Annotated in this window: 18 protein-coding genes; 10 read left to right on the top strand and 8 right to left on the bottom strand. The window is 63.0% G+C overall.

Annotated features, from left to right (window positions below):
- Window positions 1–7 precede the first annotated feature (7 nt).
- A complete protein-coding gene (locus A8B82_RS04580) occupies window positions 8–1,024 on the bottom strand; it encodes a helix-turn-helix domain-containing protein (RefSeq protein WP_067288847.1) in 1,017 nt (338 codons plus the stop codon).
- A gap of 60 nt (window positions 1,025–1,084) precedes the next feature.
- On the opposite strand from A8B82_RS04580, the gene A8B82_RS04575 reads away from it, so the two are divergent.
- The 5 genes from A8B82_RS04575 to A8B82_RS04555 all read left to right on the top strand — a co-directional run bounded on the left by A8B82_RS04575 (window position 1,085) and on the right by A8B82_RS04555 (window position 6,688).
- Window positions 1,085–1,810 carry an alpha/beta hydrolase gene (locus A8B82_RS04575; RefSeq protein ID WP_067288845.1) on the top strand — a complete coding sequence of 242 codons (726 nt, stop codon included), beginning with the start codon at window positions 1,085–1,087 and terminating at the stop codon, window positions 1,808–1,810.
- Window positions 1,811–2,031: 221 nt separating this feature from the next.
- Window positions 2,032–2,403, top strand: a complete 372-nt coding sequence (locus A8B82_RS04570; protein WP_067288842.1) for a response regulator transcription factor — start codon at window positions 2,032–2,034, stop codon at window positions 2,401–2,403.
- Between the two features lie 7 nt (window positions 2,404–2,410).
- Window positions 2,411–2,716: a hypothetical protein gene (locus A8B82_RS04565; RefSeq protein ID WP_067288839.1), complete on the top strand. Its 306-nt coding sequence runs from the start codon at window positions 2,411–2,413 to the stop codon at window positions 2,714–2,716.
- Entirely contained in the window at window positions 2,716–5,427 is a 2,712-nt protein-coding gene (locus A8B82_RS04560; RefSeq protein WP_067288836.1) for an ATP-binding protein, read from the top strand. Before A8B82_RS04565 ends, A8B82_RS04560 begins: the two co-directional genes overlap by 1 nt.
- Window positions 5,428–5,581: 154 nt before the next feature.
- Window positions 5,582–6,688, top strand: coding sequence for a FliM/FliN family flagellar motor switch protein (locus A8B82_RS04555; RefSeq protein WP_161489417.1), 1,107 nt, complete (start codon window positions 5,582–5,584; stop codon window positions 6,686–6,688).
- A 4-nt stretch (window positions 6,689–6,692) separates the two neighbouring features.
- On the opposite strand, the gene A8B82_RS04550 is transcribed toward A8B82_RS04555, so the two are convergent.
- The gene (locus tag A8B82_RS04550) at window positions 6,693–7,115 is read right to left on the bottom strand and encodes a TIGR01244 family sulfur transferase (protein ID WP_067288830.1); all 423 of its coding nucleotides are present in this window, start codon (window positions 7,113–7,115) and stop codon (window positions 6,693–6,695) included.
- Window positions 7,116–7,163: 48 nt separating this feature from the next.
- Window positions 7,164–7,403 carry a hypothetical protein gene (locus tag A8B82_RS04545; protein WP_067288828.1) on the bottom strand — a complete coding sequence of 80 codons (240 nt, stop codon included), beginning with the start codon at window positions 7,401–7,403 and terminating at the stop codon, window positions 7,164–7,166.
- Between the two features lie 104 nt (window positions 7,404–7,507).
- Here A8B82_RS04545 and A8B82_RS04540 point away from each other — a divergent pair, with 104 nt between their 5' ends.
- The 4 genes from A8B82_RS04540 to A8B82_RS04525 all read left to right on the top strand — a co-directional run bounded on the left by A8B82_RS04540 (window position 7,508) and on the right by A8B82_RS04525 (window position 11,078).
- Window positions 7,508–7,792: a DUF2312 domain-containing protein gene (locus A8B82_RS04540; protein ID WP_067288826.1), complete on the top strand. Its 285-nt coding sequence runs from the start codon at window positions 7,508–7,510 to the stop codon at window positions 7,790–7,792.
- Window positions 7,793–7,870: 78 nt separating this feature from the next.
- Window positions 7,871–8,767 carry a type IV pili methyl-accepting chemotaxis transducer N-terminal domain-containing protein gene (locus tag A8B82_RS04535; RefSeq protein WP_082899136.1) on the top strand — a complete coding sequence of 299 codons (897 nt, stop codon included), beginning with the start codon at window positions 7,871–7,873 and terminating at the stop codon, window positions 8,765–8,767.
- A gap of 104 nt (window positions 8,768–8,871) precedes the next feature.
- The gene (gene tig, locus A8B82_RS04530) at window positions 8,872–10,203 is read left to right on the top strand and encodes a trigger factor (protein ID WP_067288823.1); all 1,332 of its coding nucleotides are present in this window, start codon (window positions 8,872–8,874) and stop codon (window positions 10,201–10,203) included.
- Window positions 10,204–10,400: 197 nt separating this feature from the next.
- A complete protein-coding gene (locus A8B82_RS04525; RefSeq protein WP_067288821.1) occupies window positions 10,401–11,078 on the top strand; it encodes a nitroreductase in 678 nt (225 codons plus the stop codon).
- A 3-nt stretch (window positions 11,079–11,081) separates the two neighbouring features.
- Here A8B82_RS04525 and A8B82_RS04520 read toward each other — a convergent pair whose 3' ends face one another.
- Both A8B82_RS04520 and A8B82_RS04515 read right to left on the bottom strand, forming a co-directional pair.
- Entirely contained in the window at window positions 11,082–12,005 is a 924-nt protein-coding gene (locus A8B82_RS04520; RefSeq protein WP_067288819.1) for a calcium/sodium antiporter, read from the bottom strand.
- 126 nt (window positions 12,006–12,131) lie between these two features.
- Window positions 12,132–12,611 carry a transglycosylase SLT domain-containing protein gene (locus tag A8B82_RS04515; RefSeq protein ID WP_067288816.1) on the bottom strand — a complete coding sequence of 160 codons (480 nt, stop codon included), beginning with the start codon at window positions 12,609–12,611 and terminating at the stop codon, window positions 12,132–12,134.
- Between the two features lie 418 nt (window positions 12,612–13,029).
- Between A8B82_RS04515 and A8B82_RS04510 the strand changes: the two genes are divergently transcribed.
- Window positions 13,030–14,553, top strand: a complete 1,524-nt coding sequence (locus tag A8B82_RS04510; RefSeq protein ID WP_067288813.1) for an ABC-F family ATP-binding cassette domain-containing protein — start codon at window positions 13,030–13,032, stop codon at window positions 14,551–14,553.
- 268 nt (window positions 14,554–14,821) lie between these two features.
- On the opposite strand, the gene rplI is transcribed toward A8B82_RS04510, so the two are convergent.
- Genes rplI through rpsF form a run of 3 tightly spaced genes read right to left on the bottom strand, consistent with a single transcriptional unit; the run spans window position 14,822 to window position 16,081 of the window.
- Entirely contained in the window at window positions 14,822–15,460 is a 639-nt protein-coding gene (gene rplI / locus A8B82_RS04505; RefSeq protein ID WP_067288811.1) for a 50S ribosomal protein L9, read from the bottom strand.
- A gap of 11 nt (window positions 15,461–15,471) precedes the next feature.
- A complete protein-coding gene (rpsR, locus tag A8B82_RS04500) occupies window positions 15,472–15,699 on the bottom strand; it encodes a 30S ribosomal protein S18 (protein ID WP_005852865.1) in 228 nt (75 codons plus the stop codon).
- Between the two features lie 28 nt (window positions 15,700–15,727).
- The gene (gene rpsF, locus A8B82_RS04495; protein WP_067288809.1) at window positions 15,728–16,081 is read right to left on the bottom strand and encodes a 30S ribosomal protein S6; all 354 of its coding nucleotides are present in this window, start codon (window positions 16,079–16,081) and stop codon (window positions 15,728–15,730) included.
- Between the last annotated feature and the right edge of the window lie 154 nt (window positions 16,082–16,235).

Raw genomic sequence — 16,235 nt, 5'->3', positions numbered from 1 at the left:
GCGCGCTTCAGCGCGGCGGCGCCGCGACGGCCTGTCGTCGCCATTGCCCTGGCGATTGATCGTATTCCTGCCGGAATGCGCGCCCGAAATGTGACACATCCTTGAAGCCAGCCGCATAGGCGATGCTTGAAACCGACAAATGGTTTTGCGCCGGATCCAACAACGATCGCGCCGCCTGTGCCAGGCGTGTTTCCAGCAGCAAGGCGCCAAAGCGTGTGCCGTTCCCGGCAAGTATCTGCTGGACGTACCCGACCGACAGCCCGATCAAGCTGGCGCACTCGGACAGGTCGAAATCCGGGCGGGCGCAGTTCTGGTGGATGATCTGCCTGATCTGGTGGAGCCGCGCCAGGCGGCGCCCGACAGGGCTGACCTGCGGTGTCGAGGGCCCAGTGGCCAGCACGGCAAGGGACAGAAATACTTGCGACAAACGTGACAACGCGTCCGGGCACCCGCCGCTGGATGCAGTGGCCAGCGCGCGGCCTGCCTCTGATATGAGGTTCCCGATGACCGGATGACCGGACAGGAGGGACGGGCCGGAGCCGAACTCTGGGCCGGCCGCATCCTGCAACAATCGTTTCGGCACCATGAGCGAGGCGACACCCAGCGATCTGCAATAGTCGTGCTTCAGGTCGAAAGGTTCGGACCCGTCGAATATCCCCACATCGCCGACGCGCAGCGTCATCGCAGTGCCGCGCTGCGCCACGCGGCATTCGCCGTGCAGCTGCGTGTTCAGATAATAGCAGTCCTGCGGGGACGATGCGATTTCCGCTTTGCCCCGCTGCACCCTGTGCGCGCGGGCTGATACGATGTTCAGAATGCCTGAATCCGTCTGATGGGAGCACACCACGGCCTGAAACGCTGCGCGCTTCTGGGCGTCCAGTTCGGGCCGCAGGGGCATGAACGCCGTGCAGATACTTTCGCGGTAGTAATCGAATGCCTCGGCCTCGCCGACCGAATTGGTGTTCCACTCCCTTGCGGGATGCGGAACCTGACTTGCAGAACATGTTTCATGAGTCTGAGCCATAGGAAACCGGATTGGGAAAGGTATCTTTCAAGAAGATTAGGCTAAAGGGAGAAACCAAGGATGTCTACTTTTGTACTTGTACACGGCGCATGGCACACGGGCGCGCAGTTCGAGCCAGTGGCACAGCCCATGCGCGATGCCGGACACGTCGTTCATTGCCCGACCATTGCCGGAAACAACCCCGACGACCCGCGTACAACGGGCCTGGAAGCCGCCATCGCTTCCATTGTCGCATACATCGAGACCAACGATCTGGACGATGTCGTTCTGCTGGGACACAGCTATGGCGGAATGGTCATCACCGGCGTGGCGGACCGGATCGCCAGCCGGTTGCGGCGTCTGATCTACTGGAACGCCTTTGTCCCTAACGACGGGGAAAGTCTGAACGACATGGTGCCGCCGCACTACGTCGGCATGTTCGATGTGGTCAGCGCCGAGAGTGCCGACAATAGTGTCATGCTGCCGTTCCCCATCTGGCGCGAGGCCTTCATCAACGATGGCTCGGAGGAGCTTGCGCAATCGGCCTATGAACAACTCAATGCGCATCCCTACGCGACCTTCACTGACCCGATTTCCCTGTCGGTGAACCCGGCAGAGATGCAGATTGCCAAGTCCTACATCAACTGCACCGAAGACACGGCACTGCCACAGAGCCTTGGCTGGCATCCGCGCCTGTCCGAGAAGCTGGGCCTGTTTCGTCTTGTCCAGATACCGGGCAGCCATGAGTTGTGCTTTTCGGACCCGGCCGCTTTGGCAGCTGCTGTCCTGGATGCGGGGCGGGACTGATCCCGGTTGCGCGCGGCGGCCTTGTCAGACCGGGCGCAAAGGGTGAATAACGCCTGCTCCGGCAGGCCTCCACACGCCGCATCCGGACAGGCCGGCTGCGGTGCATTTACCACGATCACACCCTTCGCTGCCCGGTCCCATGCACAGCTTTGACAGGTCGCATGTTCCGGTGCATGTTGAAGCGCGGTTGCAACAGGCCGCATGGGGAGGGAAAACCGCGCATGAGCAAACATGTCGTGCTGGTGGAGGACGAGCTGAACATCGCCGAAGCCATCCGCTTTGTCCTGTCGAATGACGGCTGGCGGGTAGAGACATTGGCAAACGGGCTGAACGCGGTGGAGGTGATCCGCAAGGTCCGCCCCGACCTGGTGCTGCTGGACGTGATGTTGCCGGGCCGCAGCGGGTTCGAGATATTGCACGACCTGCGGGCCGATCCGGCCTTTGCCGATCTGCCGGTGATGATGCTGACCGCGCGCGGCCAGAGCCGCGACCGCGAGATGGCGCGCAAGGCAGGGGTGAGCAAGTTCATGACCAAACCCTTTTCCAATGCCGAGATGCTGGAGGCCGTGCGCGAACTGACGGCCTCGGCCTGAGGCCGCCATGCCCGAGCGCCGCATGTTTCTTGAACGCCGCAGCTACCGAATGCGCCGGGCGATGGATGCCCTGCGCCTGTGGCCGCTGGTGGGTCTGGCGCTGTGGATGGTGCCGCTGCTCTGGGCGGTGCCGGGGGAAGGGCCGGGAGAGGGGACGGGCGCGCCGATGCCGATGTCCTCGGCGCTGCGCTATATCTTCGGGGTCTGGGTCCTGTTGATCCTTGGCGCGCTGGCCCTGTGGTGGCGCACCGGGCGTGGTGCCGCAGAGGATAGCGCAGAGGGTGGCGCGGACAGCCCGCCCCGACAGGGCTGATGGTCGCGCTGAACGAACTTGTGCTGGTCTGCCTGGCCTATGTGGCCGGGCTGTTTCTGGTCGCCTTCTGGGCAGAGCGTGCGGCGCTGCGCGGCAAGGGCGGCACGCTGCTGCGCTCTCCGCTGGTCTATACGCTGTCACTGTCGATCTACTGCACCGCCTGGACGTTCTACGGTGCCGTTGGCTATGCGGCGCGGTCGGGGCTGGAATATGTCACCATCTATCTAGGCCCCAGCCTGGTGATGATCGGCTGGTGGTGGGGCCTGCGCCGGCTGGTGCGGATCGGGCGCAGCCAGCGGGTGACGTCCATCGCCGACCTGATCTCAAGCCGCTATGGCAAGTCCAACAGCCTGGCCATCATCGTGACCCTGATGGCGGTGATCGGAGTCACGCCTTACATTGCGCTGCAATTGCAATCGGTGGTCCTGTCGCTGTCGATCTTCGCGGCCAATGGCGATGGCAGCAGCTATAACCCGGTCAGCGCGGCCCTTTGGGTGGCGGCGGGGCTGGCGCTGTTCACCGTGCTTTTCGGCACAAGGAACCTGAATGTGAACGAACGCCATCACGGCGTGGTGATCGCCATCGCGGTGGAGGCCATTGTCAAGCTGGTGGCCTCGCTGGCGGTGGGTATCTTTGTGGTCTGGGGCCTTGGCGGCGGGGTGGAGCAGACGCTGGCGCGGGTCGATGCCTCGGCGATCGGTGAATGGCAGGTGCAGGGCGGCCGCTGGGCCGCGCTGACGCTGTTGTCGGCGGCGGCCTTTGTCTGCCTGCCGCGCATGTTTCAGGTCATGGTTGTCGAAAACGACGAGGAACGGCACCTGCAAATCGCCTCCTGGGCCTTTCCGCTCTACCTGATGTTGATGAGCCTTTTCGTGGTGCCCATCGCGGTGGTGGGGCTGGACCTGATGCCGCCCGGTTCCAACCCCGATCTCTTTGTGCTCAGCCTGCCGCTGAGCCAGGGGCAGAACGGGCTGGCGATGCTGTCTTTCCTCGGCGGGTTTTCATCGGCCACCTCGATGGTGATCGTGGCGACGCTGGCGCTGTCCACCATGGTGTCGAACCATATCGTGATGCCGATCTGGCTGAGCACCCGGCACGGCAGCGCGGTGCAATCGGGCGATGTGCGGCAGGTGGTCCTGCTGGCGCGGCGACTGTCGATCCTGCTGATCATCGCGCTTGGCGTGCTTTATTACCGCATCTCCGGCGGCAGTGCGGCCCTTGCCGCCATCGGCACGATCTCTTTCGGCGGGGTGGCGCAGTTCCTGCCGGCGCTTCTGGGCGGTATTTTCTGGCGCGGTGCCACCCGGTCGGGCGCGCTGTGCGGTCTCGGGATCGGCTTTGCGATATGGGTGTTCACCATGCTGCTGCCCAGCTTTGGCGTGGGCGCCGCACTGTCGGCGGAGACTTTTGCGCAGGGCCTATGGGGGCAAAGCTGGCTGCGCCCGCAGGCGCTGTTCGGCATTTCGGGTCTGGACCCGACGGTGCATGCGGTGGTCTGGTCGCTGTCGCTGAACACGCTGGCCTTTGTCGCGGTCTCCATCGTCAGCTTTCCCGACCCGATCGAACGGCTTCAGGGGGCGCAGTTCGTGAATGTGCTGGAACATTCCGGCCCGGCGCGCAGCTGGACCGCCTCGGTCGCGGGCAGCGAGGATCTGATGATCATGGCGCAGCGCATTCTGGGCGCGCCCGAGGCGCAGGCGTTTTTCCGTGCGGAGGCGGAGGCCCAGGGCATTACCGGCGGCCTGCCGGAACCCACGCCCGCCTTTGTGCAGGCGCTGGAGCGGGAATTGGCAGGCTCCGTGGGGGCCGCAACCGCACATGCCATGGTCAGCCAGATCGTCGGTGGCACCTCTGTCTCTGTGCAGGACCTGCTGGCGGTGGCGGACGAATCCGCGCAGATGCTGGAATATTCCAACCAGCTTGAACAGAAATCCCGTGAATTGACCGAAACGGCAGCAAAACTGCGCAGCGCCAATGAAAAACTGACCCAGCTTTCACTGCAAAAGGACGGGTTCCTCAGCCAGATCAGCCATGAGCTGCGCACCCCGATGACCTCAATCCGGTCGTTTTCCGAGATCCTGCGCGATGCGGGCAAGCTGACCGAGGCGGACAAGACGCGCTATGCCTCCATCATCCATTCGGAAACGCTGCGCCTGACCCGTCTGCTGGATGAGCTTCTGGATCTGTCGGTGCTGGAGAACGGGCAGGTGACTCTGCGCATGGGGCAGGACCGGCTGAGCGACATGATGGACCGCGCGGTGACGACGGCGCTGGCCGGGGCGGGGCCTGCGCTGGCGGTGCATCGTGAAACCGAAACGCCCGACGTCGTGCTGCACACCGATATCGACCGTCTGGTGCAGGTGTTCATCAACCTCGTGTCCAACGCGCGCAAATATTGTGACGCGGCAGAGCCTGCGCTGACCATCCGCGTCAGCCGTCACGACGGCGGCCTGTGGATTGACTTTGTCGACAATGGCAGCGGCATCGACGCCGACGTGCAATCGGTCATCTTCGAAAAGTTCTTTCGGATCAGCGGGGAAGCAGCGGAGGGTGTGGGCCTTGGACTTGCCATCTGCCAGGAGATCATGTCGCGGCTCGGCGGGCAGGTTCTGTATCTGCCAAAGGAGAGCGGCACCGCCTTCAGGGTCAGCCTGCCGCAGAGCGTTCTGGTGCAGGATGCCGAAAATCCGGGCCAGACGCCGGTGACTTAAAGGGCTTGGTAACCGGTTTGGCGTTAATGCTGTTGCAATGACGCACGAATGAATGGTGGCCATGGGGCAAGCTCAGCAAAAATCAGACAGCGGGGAAGGCTCCGTTTTGCGGCGCAAGACCGACCGGGGCCGCGCCAGGCATCAGGCGCGCGCAATGACCTTGGCCAAATCCCTGCGCCTCAGTCTGGCGAAGGTGGCTGATGACCTGCTTGATCTGGCGCTGGCCGCCCTTGCCATCAAGGTGGAAGAGGTGGCAGGCGACGACCTGCAAGAACACTTTGACGCGCGGAACCTGCTGATGCTGCTGGATGGTCCCGACGGGCGGCCTGCGGCAGCGGCGCTGGACCCATTGCTGGTGGGCGCGTTGATCCAGCAGCAGACCATGGCACAGGTGTTGCCCGACACCGGGGGCGATCCACGCCCGATGACGGATACGGATGCGGCCGTCACCGCCCCCTTCGTGAATGCGCTGATCAAGCGGGCGGCGGCACTGCCTGACGCGCCGGCGGACAAGCATCTGCTGGCGGGTCATGCCTTTGGCAGTCGGGTCGATAATCCACGCCTGCTTTCGCTGGCACTTGAAGAACAGGCATACCGCCTGATCACCCTGACCGTCGATATTGCGGGTGGCGTGCGGCAGGGCCAGATCCTGCTTTGCCTGCCCGAACCCGACGAAGCGGTGGCGCAGGTCCCGCCGGAGGACGCGGTGGAGGAGGTCGCAGGCAAGGGCAATCAGAAATCCGCCACCCTGTCGCAATCGGTGCTGGCGCTGGATGTCGGTCTGGACATTGCGCTGGCGCGGCTGCGGATGCCGCTGGCGAGGCTGGGCCAATTGCGCGTCGGCGATACGCTGGAATTGAACGGCGCGCGCTTTGACAGGGCAGAGGTGCTCAGACCCGGTGGCGGCAGTCTGGTGCGCGGCGTGCTGGGGCAGTTGGACGGTTGCCGTGCGCTGCGGATCGTGCCGGAAAAGCGGGGTGCCCAGACACCGAACCGGCGCGCCAGCGACCGGGCGGGGCTGGATCAGCGCGCGCCGGAACCGCACTCGCCGCCAATACCTTCTGCTCCGGCGGAGATGGCACCGATCGATGTCAGCCCGGCAGCGCCGGATGACTTGCCGGATATGTCCGATCTGCCCGAACTGGATCTTTCAAATATGGATGACCTGCCCGAGCTTGACGGCCTGCCGGAGCTTGACGACATGCCGGATTTGGGTGACCTGCCGGATTTGCCCGATCTGTCAGAGCGCAAGGCAGGCTGACCTGTCAGGTGAAAGGTGCATCCAGCGCCGGGGCGATGTTTGAAATGTCATAGCCGCCCGCGCGGGCAGCGGCGAGGATATCATCGGCGGGCATCTGCCCGGCCTGACCCAGCGCCCAGGCGATGGTCGACCGTGTACCGGAGGCGCAATAGGCCAGCACCACATCATCCGTGTCCGCACCCAGCGCGCGGTTTTGCCCGATCACATCCGGCACCATGGTCTGATGGGTCAGCGGTTGCAGCGCAAATCCGATGCCGGCCGCCTCGGCGGCAGCCTGGATCGCGGCGGCCTGATGGCTGGGCGGCACCTCTGCGTCCGGGCGGTTGCACAGGATGCGGGTGATGCCCGCAGCGCGAATGGCCTCCATGTCCGACGGGTCGATCTGGGGGGCCACGAAATAGCGGGGGGTGAGTTGTCGAATGTCCATGGGATGATTTACGCAGCCCGGTGCCTTCTGTCCAGCGGTGGCTTGCGTTCAGCCCAGAAAGATGCCGACAATCACCATCATCAGGCCGATCACGGACAAAAACAATGCGCCCAGGTTCAGCGGGATCGCGGATTTCAGCACTGCGCGCATCGCATCGTCGTCCAGATTGGCGCGTTTCGCGCGTGACACGGCGATGATGCACCAGACCAGCCCGACCAGCCCCAGCAGCGATATTGCCGCCCCGGTCCAGATCACGATGTCCAGAATGTTGGTCTCGGTCGTTTCCATGGCGCATCCGCTACGCCAAAGACCCGGCCGGATCAAGTGCGTCTTGCAGGGCGCGCGGCGCGCTTGTAGTCAGTGCCGACCAACCCCAAGCGCAGGAGAACGCAATGAGCGATACAGGCACCAACCCCGAAGTTGTCGACACGGTGGGCGATGCGACCTACCGCGTGACCGCCAATGAACTGCGTCAGTTCATCGAGCGTATCGAGCGGCTGGACGCTGAGAAAAAGGACCTTGCAGAGCAGCAAAAGGAAGTCATGGCCGAGGCCAAGGCGCGCGGCTATGACACCAAGGTGATGCGCAAGGTGATTGCCCTGCGCAAGCGCGACAAGGACGACATTGCCGAAGAAGAAGCGGTGCTGGAAATGTACAAGGAAGCGCTGGGCATGTGAGCCGCCGGGGCGGCCATTCAGGAACTTTTTACGCCCGCATGATTATAACGGGCCGAGCAAGTTCATCAGGATGGCCGCATGACGTACAGGATAACAGCAGTGGCGCGGCCTTATTTGACCGTGGCGCTGATTGTAGCGGGATTGTGGGTTGAGGGCTCTGGCCAGCCCGCCTGGGCCGAGGTTGATGCCGCGCAAAATGCCCGCAACAGGATCAGCCTGGCAGCACGACAGCGCATGTTAAGTCAGCGCATGGCCAAAAGCGCCTGTCTGTCGATGGTGTCGGTCGACTCCGAGGTCGAAGCGCGCCGCGCGCATGAGGCCGCAACCAGTTTTGACGCGATGCTTGTCAGTCTTGCCGACGGCGATGCCGAACAGGGCGTGCTGAAAGAAACCTATCCTGACGTGCGTGCAGGGCTGGCGCGCACCGCGGCACTTTCTTCGGGGCTGACCGCATCGGCAAGGCAGATCGCGGCGGGTGACCTGCACACGGTTGTTGTCTGGCTGATGGTCAGCCGCAATTTGCCGACCTTGAGTGAAATGCACGCAACCATGGAATTGATGGAGGCGCATTACGGCACCGCCCAGATTGATCCGGGGATCGCTGCGGCAATTGTCCTAGCGGGTCGGCAGGGCATGTTGAGCCAGAAAATGGTCAAGGAGCTTTGTTTCCTGTCGATCGGCATTGGCGGCGCGGATGTGCGCGAAGCACTGGCTGATACAGTCGGTGTCTTTGACACCGCGCTTCACCGGCTGTTCAGGGGCGGCAAGGACGGCGCGTTGGGCGGCAAGCCGAAGCCACGGCAGCGCGGTCAGCTACGTGCCGTGAAGAAAAGCTGGAAGCCGATGAAACAGATGCTGGAGGAGGTTGTGGCAGGTGGTGAGATCACCGATGAAATCCTGCTTGACGCCGCCCGGCAAAGTGAAGTTTTGCTGCAAGAAGCAGATGCGCTTGTCCTGCTTTACACGCAGGACTAGGTCCGGCGGCCCAAACCCCCTTGCACCCCAGCGCCCTGCTCAATAGAAGGGCAGAAATTTTCGCCCGCGCCCCATTCGGCGCGGCCTTACTCTATGGAGCACACATGCAGGTCAACGAGACGCTGAACGACGGTCTGAAACGCGGCTATGCCATCACGCTGACGGCGGCTGAACTGGACGCCAAAGTGAACGAGAAACTGGCCGAAGCGCAGCCTGACGTTGAGATGAAGGGTTTTCGCAAGGGCAAGGTGCCGATGGCGCTGCTGAAAAAGCAGTTCGGCCAGCGCGTCATGGGCGAAGCGATGCAGGAAAGCATCGACGGCGCGATGAACGAGCATTTCGAGAAATCCGGCGACCGCCCCGCGATGCAGCCTGACGTCAAGATGACCAATGAAGACTGGAAGGAAGGCGACGACGTCGAGGTCACCATGACCTACGAGGCGCTGCCGGAAATCCCCGAGATCGACATGTCCAAGATCGAGCTGGAAAAGCTGGTGGTCAAGGCCGATGACGCGGCCATCGACGAGGCGCTGAAAAACCTGGCCGAAACCGCGCAGGATTTCAAATCCCGCAAGAAGGGTTCCAAGGCCAAGGACGGCGACCAGGTCGTGATGGATTTCGTCGGCAAGGTCGACAGCGAGGCCTTTGAAGGCGGTTCGGCAGAGGACTATCCGCTGGTTCTGGGCTCCAATTCCTTCATCCCCGGCTTTGAAGAGCAGCTTGTGGGCGTGAAGACAGGCGAGGAAAAGGCGGTTACCGTCAATTTCCCCGACGATTACCAGGCCGAGCATCTCAAGGGCAAGGAAGCGACCTTTGACTGCACCATCAAGGACGTCAAGGAGCCCGTTGCCGCAGAGATCAACGATGAACTGGCGACCAAATTCGGGTCCGAGGATCTGGAAGGTCTGAAAAAGCAGATCGCGGAACGTCTGGAAGCCGAATACGCCGGTGCCTCTCGCGCGGTGATGAAGCGCGGCCTGCTCGACGCGCTGGACAAGCTGGTCAGCTTTGACCTGCCGCCCTCGCTGGTCGAAGCCGAGGCGGGCCAGATCGCACATCAGCTGTGGCACGAGGACAACCCCGATGTGGAAGGCCACGACCACCCCGAGATCGAGACCACGGACGAGCACAAGACGTTGGCGGAACGTCGGGTACGTCTGGGCCTGCTGCTGGCAGAGATTGGCCAGAAGGCAGAGGTCGAGGTGACCGACGCCGAGATGACCCAGTCGATCATGAACCAGGCCCGCCAGTATCCGGGCCAGGAACGCCAGTTCTTTGAATTCGTGCAGCAGAACCAGCAGATGCAGCAGCAGCTGCGCGCGCCGCTGTTCGAGGACAAGGTGGTTGACCACATCGCCGAGCAGGCGAAGACGAGCGAAAAGGAAGTGTCCAAAGAGGAGCTTCAAAAGGCCGTCGAGGCGCTGGAAGACGAATAATCCGCGTTTCAGTACGCGTTGCAGGGCCGTGTCCGTTGGGCACGGCCCTTTGCGTTTGAGGGGCGATTTTTTCGAAAAAATCGGTCCGGACTTTTTGAAAAGTCCGGGCCTGTGCCGCCACGTTACGGATGCCGTCGATTGACCTCGCTTCCGGGCTGGGGAAATCTGTGCCCAGTCAGTCAGGGGGGCGGCAGCAGATGGAACTTGAAGAGGCCATGCTGGAGCGGCGCAGCATCCGGGGGTTCACCAATGATCCCGTGCCGCGCGCCCTTCTGGAAGAGATCATTGCGCTGGCGATGCGCGCGCCGTCCTCCATGAACACCCAGCCCTGGCACCTGCATGTGCTGACCGGCGAGCCGCTGGCGAAAGTGCGGGAGGGCAATTCGACCCGCATGCTGGGCGGCGTGCCGCCCCAGCGCGAGATCAGTGACCACGGGGCCTATGAGGGTGTTCACCGCGACCGCCAGGTTGAGATTGCAAAGCAGCTTTTCGGGGCTATGGGGATCGAACGCGACGACAAGGTGCGGCGGCAGGACTGGGTCATGCGCGGCTTTCGCCAGTTCGATGCGCCGGTGTCTATTGTCGTCTGCTTTGACAAGAGCCTGACCGACAAGGGGACGATCGCGCATTTCGATCTGGGGGCCGTGACCTATGGTCTGGTGCTGGCGGCCTGGAGCAGGGGGCTGGGCACCGTGATCAACGGGCAGGGCATCATGCAATCGCCCGTGGTGCGCGAACATGCGCAGATCCCCGATGATCAGGTCATCCTGACCTGTGTTGCGATGGGCTGGCCCGACGACAGCTTTTCCGCCAATGCCGTGCGCTCCCACCGGCGCGGGATCGATGAGGTTGCGCGGTTTGTTGGCTTCGACTGACCCTCAGCCGAGGATCAGCAGCCCGGTATAGGCGGCATAGCCCGCGAGCAGGGTCGCCCCTTCGCCCCGGCTGATCCTCCGACCCGTGGCCCCCATGATCAGGACCACCAGCGCGGCACCCGTCATCACCCAGATGTCCAGCGCGATGAATTGCGCAGGCACCTGCATCGGGCGCACCATCGCGGTGACGCCGAGAATGCCCAGCACATTGAAGATGTTGCTGCCGATGATATTGCCAAAGGCCATATCGGCCTGCCCCTTGCGCGCGGCGACAAGCGAAGTCACCAGTTCGGGCAGGGAGGTGCCGACCGCCACGATGGTCACACCGATCAGCGCCTCGGACACGCCCCAGGACGCGGCCACTGCAACCGCGCCGGTGACAAGGGCGCGTGCGGCAAGGATTGTCACGACCAGACCGGCCAGCACCGCGACCAGGCCGCGCCAGAGCGGCGGGGTGGGCATGTCACTGATGCAGGCTGCATCGCTGTCACCGCGCCGCAGGGCAGTGACGAGGTACAGCGCAAGCCCCGCGACCAGCAGCAGCCCCATGGGCCGGTTGATGTTGCCCCAGAGCACCAGCGCAAGCGCCGCAAGCGTGGCCCCCAGCATGACCGTCCCGTCACGCTGCAGCGTCCCCCTGGCCACCGCCATCGGGCTCAGCGCGCAGGTCAGGCCCAGGATCAGCAGAATATTGGCGATATTGCTGCCCACCACATTGCCGATCGCAATGCCGGGAGAGCCTGCAAGGGCGGCCTGTACAGATGTCACCAGTTCCGGCATCGAGGTGCCGAAACCCACCAGTGTCAGCCCGATCACCAGCGGCGACACGCCCCAGCGGGTGGCCAGGCCTACCGCCCCGTCCACCAGCCAGTTGCCGCCCAGAAGAAGCCCGGCAAAGCCGATTGCGATAAGCGATAGGTCAATCATTTGGATGTCCCGGAAAGACCGGGAAAGACGCGGTGCCGATCACCACGCCGCCCGGTATCGCCAAGATCATGGCAGGGGGGACCTGCTTCAAGGGGCGGATGAAAATATCGTCCGGGGTGGTGAGGATCAGCCGCTGCGCAGCCCGGTCTCGACCAGCATGCCGCGTCGCTTGGCCTCGTAATAGTAGCCGCGCGCGTACCATTTGATGGCCGTCCCCTGGTCACCGTCCGAAAGCAGCCAGGCCCCGCGCAGGTATTTCAGCGCATATTCAAGATTGGTATCGGCATCCAGAAGCTCGCCAGGCGCGCCCTGAAAGCCCATCGACCGGGCGGTGGCGGGCAGGATCTGCAACAGGCCGTAATAGGGGCCATTGCGCGCCTTGGGGTTGTGGGTGCTTTCGCGGATTGCAAGGCGATGCACCAGCGGGCGCGGCAATTCATAGTGATCGGCCCAGTAGTTGATCTTTTGCCGCAGTTCCGGGGTCTCGTTGGGATGCAGCGGAATGGCAAGGCGCGGTGCGGGCTTGACCTCTGGCGCGGCGGCACAGGCAGAGACGGCAGCGGCGCAAAGCAAGGCCAGCGCGGCGCGACGGGTGTGATGAAACATTTTCAGGATTCGCGATTGTGGCAACTGCGCAGAACCTACCGGGGGAGGGTTTTCAGGCAAGTGCGCAGTTCCGCAATGCGCGGGAAGTCGCAAGGGGATGCGCGGGAATCGGCCCAAAAGCCCTGCAAAGCAGGGGAGAAGAAGCCAGACCAACCGGTGTCTGCGACAGGTCCGGCAATTCAGATGGCGGGGCTTCGCCCCCTGAAACTTGCACTTTGCAACCGGATTTTCTAGACTTTCGGCATCGGTCAACATTCACAAGGGGAGGGCACAAGCTGAACATGCGTATCATCCGCCGACTTCAGCATGGACCCCGTTTCGCCCTGTAAATCCGTTTGCAGGGCTGGTCAGAGACGCGACTTCGATCTGCCTGCCCAGGGCCGCGTTGCGGCACCCCTTTGTTTGACCAGAGAATCCCATGACCATCATCAATATCAACGCTTTGGGCGTCACCCTTGGCGCGCCGCTGTTTTCCGACCTGTGCCTGAACATCGCCAAGGGCGACCGTATCGGTCTGGTGGCCGCCAACGGGCGCGGCAAGACAACCTTGCTGCAATGCCTGGCCGGTGAATTCGACCCCACGACCGGCGACATCACCCGCGCGCGCGGCCTGCGGGTCGGCCATGTTGCCCAGAACCTGCCCGAAGACGCCCTTGGCCAGACGCTTTATGACGGGGTGCTGGCCGCGCTTCCCCCGGAACAGGCGGAATATGAAAGCTGGCGCGTCGATGTGGTGCTGGACGATCTCAAGGTGCCCTATGAGGTGCAGCACAAGGTGCTGGGCGCGCTGAGTGGCGGCTGGCAACGCAGCGCGATGCTGGCGGCGGTCTGGATCACCGAACCGGATGTGCTGTTGCTGGATGAGCCGACGAACCATCTGGACCTGCATCGGATCGGGCTGTTGCAGGACTGGCTGGCCGCTTTGCCCCGCGACGTGTCGGTTGTGACCACATCCCATGACCGGGCGTTTCTGGACGAGACGACCAATCGGACCCTGTTCCTGAGGGCCGAGCGGTCGAGGGTCATTCAACTGCCCTTTACCGCCGCGCGGGCGGCGCTGGATCAGGCCGATGCCGCCGATGAGCGGCGCTTTGCAAATGATCTGAACAAGGCGCAGCAATTGCGCAGGCAGGCCGCCAAGCTGAAGAACATCGGGGTCAATTCCGGCTCTGATCTGCTGGTGGTCAAGACCCGGCAGTTGACCGAACGCGCGGCACAGATGGAGGCCGCCGCACGTCCCGCGCATCACGAACGCAGCGCGGGTGACATCAGGCTGACCAACAGCGGAACCCATGCCAAGGCACTGATTACACTGGATGATGTTGCGGTGGAAACGCCGGGCGGCGACCTGTTGTACAGGACCGGGCAAAAATGGATCCTGCCCGGTGACCGGGTTGTTCTGCTGGGGGCCAATGGCACCGGCAAGACCCGGCTGATCACCTTGATCGAACAGGCGCTGGCGGGGGCGGGCGGCCCTGTGAAATGCGCCCCATCGGTTGTCCCGGCCTGTTCGGACCAACATCTGAGCCAGCTTTCCGACCGCGATACCCCGATGACGGCCATTACCGGCGCTTTCGACATTGGCGACCAGCGTGCCCGTGCGGTGCTGGCCGGGGCGGGTGTTGAGATCGGGATGCAGGACAAGCGGATCGGCGCGCTGTCCGGCGGGCAAAAGGCGCGGCTGGCGATGCTGGTCCTGCGGCTGAAGAACCCGAATTTCTACCTGCTCGACGAGCCAACGAACCATCTGGACATCGAAGGGCAGGAGGCGCTGGAAGAGGAGTTGATCGCCCATGGGGCCTCCTGCCTGCTGGTCAGTCACGACCGCAGTTTTCTGCGCCGTGTGGGAACGCGGTTCTGGTGGATTCGTGGCAGGAAGCTGGAGGAGGTGGACAGCCCCGAGCCCTTCCTGAGCGGAGAGATGGGGGCCGCGCCGGGGTGAGGACCGGCTGTTGCGATGTGTGGGGAGGTGAGCTGTGCGGATTTTGCTGCCGTCAGTCACCGGTAACCAAAGCCCGGCTTGTGCTTTGCCTCCGGGGGGCATGTGGGCCCCCAACCGGAGCGTCACTGCGACAGGCATCAACCTCCGCTTGTTGAGCGGGGCCAGCAATGTGACAGAAACGCCGGTTCTGCCGGGCACCGGATGCCGGACACAAAAAAACGCCGCGCGGAATGTTCCGCGCGGCGTTTCAATTTCAGACAGGTAAGGCTTAGCCGCGGCCTGCGGTGTCTTCCTGATCGCCCGATGCAGGTGCGTCGTCCGCATCGGTGTCCGTGTCCAGATCGTCCAGTTGTGCTGCGCCGATATCGTCGAACAGCTCCTGAATTTCAAAATCGGCTGCCGCTTCTTCTTCGGCTGCCATTTCCTGGATGGATTTGCCGGAGGCCTGAAGCTCGGCCTCTTCGGGTGAGCGGGCCACGTTCAGTTGAATTGTCGCTTCGACCTCGGGGTGCAGGACGATCAGCACATCGTGCAGGCCCAGTTCCTTGATCGGGGCGCTCAGCACGACCTGTTTGCGGTCGATGGTGAACCCACCGTCGGTTGCGGCATCGGCAGCGTCACGGGTGGTGACGGAACCGTAAAGCGCGCCCGCGTCGGAAGCGGAGCGAATCACGACGAACTGCTGACCGTTCAGCTTGTCCGCCATCTGATCGGCTTCTTTCTTGGTTTCCAGGTTCTCGGCTTCAAGCTGCGACTTGCGCGCCTCGAATGCTTCGACGTTGGCCTTGGAAGCCGACAGCGCCTTGCCCTGCGGCAGCAGGTAGTTGCGTGCAAAGCCGGGCTTTACGTCCACGACTTCGCCCATCTGACCCAGTTTGGCGACACGTTCCAGAAGGATAACTTGCATGTGCTTTCTCCTTACTTGACGGCGTAGGGCAGCAGGGCGAGGAAGCGGGCGCGTTTGATGGCACGGGCCAGTTCACGCTGCTTTTTCGCAGAAACTGCGGTGATGCGGGAGGGAACGATCTTGCCACGCTCAGAGATGTAGCGTTGCAGCAGACGTGTGTCCTTGTAGTCGATCGCAGGTGCGTTGTCGCCCGAGAAGGGGCAGACCTTGCGACGGCGGAAAAATGGTTTTGCAGCCATGGTTTATGTCCTTTTCTTCAAGCGTTGATCAACGGCGCTCACGGCGCTCGGGGCGCTCGTCGCGTTTCTGCATCTGCACGGAGGGCAGTTCGGCGTGGGTGTCGACCTTGATGGTCAAAACGCGCATCACGTCGTCGTGCAGGCGCATCAGGCGTTCCATTTCCTGAACGGCCGGTGCAGGAGCATCCGAGCGCAGGAAGGCATAGTGGCCCTTGCGGTTCTTGTTGATCTTGTAGGCCATCGTCTTGACGCCCCAGTACTCGCTATCCACGAGTTTCCCGCCGTTGTCGGACAGGACGGTGCCAAAATGTTCGATAAGGCCTTCGGCTTGCGTGTTGGACAGATCCTGACGCGCAATCATGACATGCTCATATAGCGGCATGCGGTCTCCTATTTATATCAAGGCGCATTTCATAGGCGGGGCAGTATCCCTTGCGGCCCCACCACGAGAGACTGCGCGGTTCAACAGATGTGCAAAGGAAGGGCCGATATACACGGTTTGCGGCGCAGGGCAAGCGCCCCGCGCCGTTTTTCAT

It is taken from the genome of Sulfitobacter sp. EhC04, from assembly GCF_001650875.1.
In the GTDB taxonomy this organism is placed as follows: domain Bacteria; phylum Pseudomonadota; class Alphaproteobacteria; order Rhodobacterales; family Rhodobacteraceae; genus Sulfitobacter.
The sequence above is the reverse complement of the archived record's forward strand: the minus strand, read 5'-3'. Positions and strand labels throughout refer to the sequence as shown.

What these genes read in the sequence shown, in the direction of transcription:
- A8B82_RS04575 (WP_067288845.1), top strand. Translation starts at nt 1,085, where the DNA reads ATGTCTACTTTTGTACTTGTACACGGCGCATGGCACACGGGCGCGCAG.
- rpsR (WP_005852865.1), bottom strand. Translation starts at nt 15,699, where the DNA reads ATGGCTGCAAAACCATTTTTCCGCCGTCGCAAGGTCTGCCCCTTCTCG.
- A8B82_RS04545 (WP_067288828.1), bottom strand. Translation starts at nt 7,403, where the DNA reads ATGGAAACGACCGAGACCAACATTCTGGACATCGTGATCTGGACCGGG.
- A8B82_RS04570 (WP_067288842.1), top strand. Translation starts at nt 2,032, where the DNA reads ATGAGCAAACATGTCGTGCTGGTGGAGGACGAGCTGAACATCGCCGAA.
- A8B82_RS04560 (WP_067288836.1), top strand. Translation starts at nt 2,716, where the DNA reads ATGGTCGCGCTGAACGAACTTGTGCTGGTCTGCCTGGCCTATGTGGCC.
- rplI (WP_067288811.1), bottom strand. Translation starts at nt 15,460, where the DNA reads ATGCAAGTTATCCTTCTGGAACGTGTCGCCAAACTGGGTCAGATGGGC.
- A8B82_RS04520 (WP_067288819.1), bottom strand. Translation starts at nt 12,005, where the DNA reads ATGATTGACCTATCGCTTATCGCAATCGGCTTTGCCGGGCTTCTTCTG.
- A8B82_RS04565 (WP_067288839.1), top strand. Translation starts at nt 2,411, where the DNA reads ATGCCCGAGCGCCGCATGTTTCTTGAACGCCGCAGCTACCGAATGCGC.
- A8B82_RS04580 (WP_067288847.1), bottom strand. Translation starts at nt 1,024, where the DNA reads ATGGCTCAGACTCATGAAACATGTTCTGCAAGTCAGGTTCCGCATCCC.
- A8B82_RS04525 (WP_067288821.1), top strand. Translation starts at nt 10,401, where the DNA reads ATGGAACTTGAAGAGGCCATGCTGGAGCGGCGCAGCATCCGGGGGTTC.
- tig (WP_067288823.1), top strand. Translation starts at nt 8,872, where the DNA reads ATGCAGGTCAACGAGACGCTGAACGACGGTCTGAAACGCGGCTATGCC.
- A8B82_RS04535 (WP_082899136.1), top strand. Translation starts at nt 7,871, where the DNA reads ATGACGTACAGGATAACAGCAGTGGCGCGGCCTTATTTGACCGTGGCG.
- A8B82_RS04550 (WP_067288830.1), bottom strand. Translation starts at nt 7,115, where the DNA reads ATGGACATTCGACAACTCACCCCCCGCTATTTCGTGGCCCCCCAGATC.
- A8B82_RS04510 (WP_067288813.1), top strand. Translation starts at nt 13,030, where the DNA reads ATGACCATCATCAATATCAACGCTTTGGGCGTCACCCTTGGCGCGCCG.
- A8B82_RS04515 (WP_067288816.1), bottom strand. Translation starts at nt 12,611, where the DNA reads ATGTTTCATCACACCCGTCGCGCCGCGCTGGCCTTGCTTTGCGCCGCT.
- A8B82_RS04540 (WP_067288826.1), top strand. Translation starts at nt 7,508, where the DNA reads ATGAGCGATACAGGCACCAACCCCGAAGTTGTCGACACGGTGGGCGAT.
- rpsF (WP_067288809.1), bottom strand. Translation starts at nt 16,081, where the DNA reads ATGCCGCTATATGAGCATGTCATGATTGCGCGTCAGGATCTGTCCAAC.
- A8B82_RS04555 (WP_161489417.1), top strand. Translation starts at nt 5,582, where the DNA reads ATGACCTTGGCCAAATCCCTGCGCCTCAGTCTGGCGAAGGTGGCTGAT.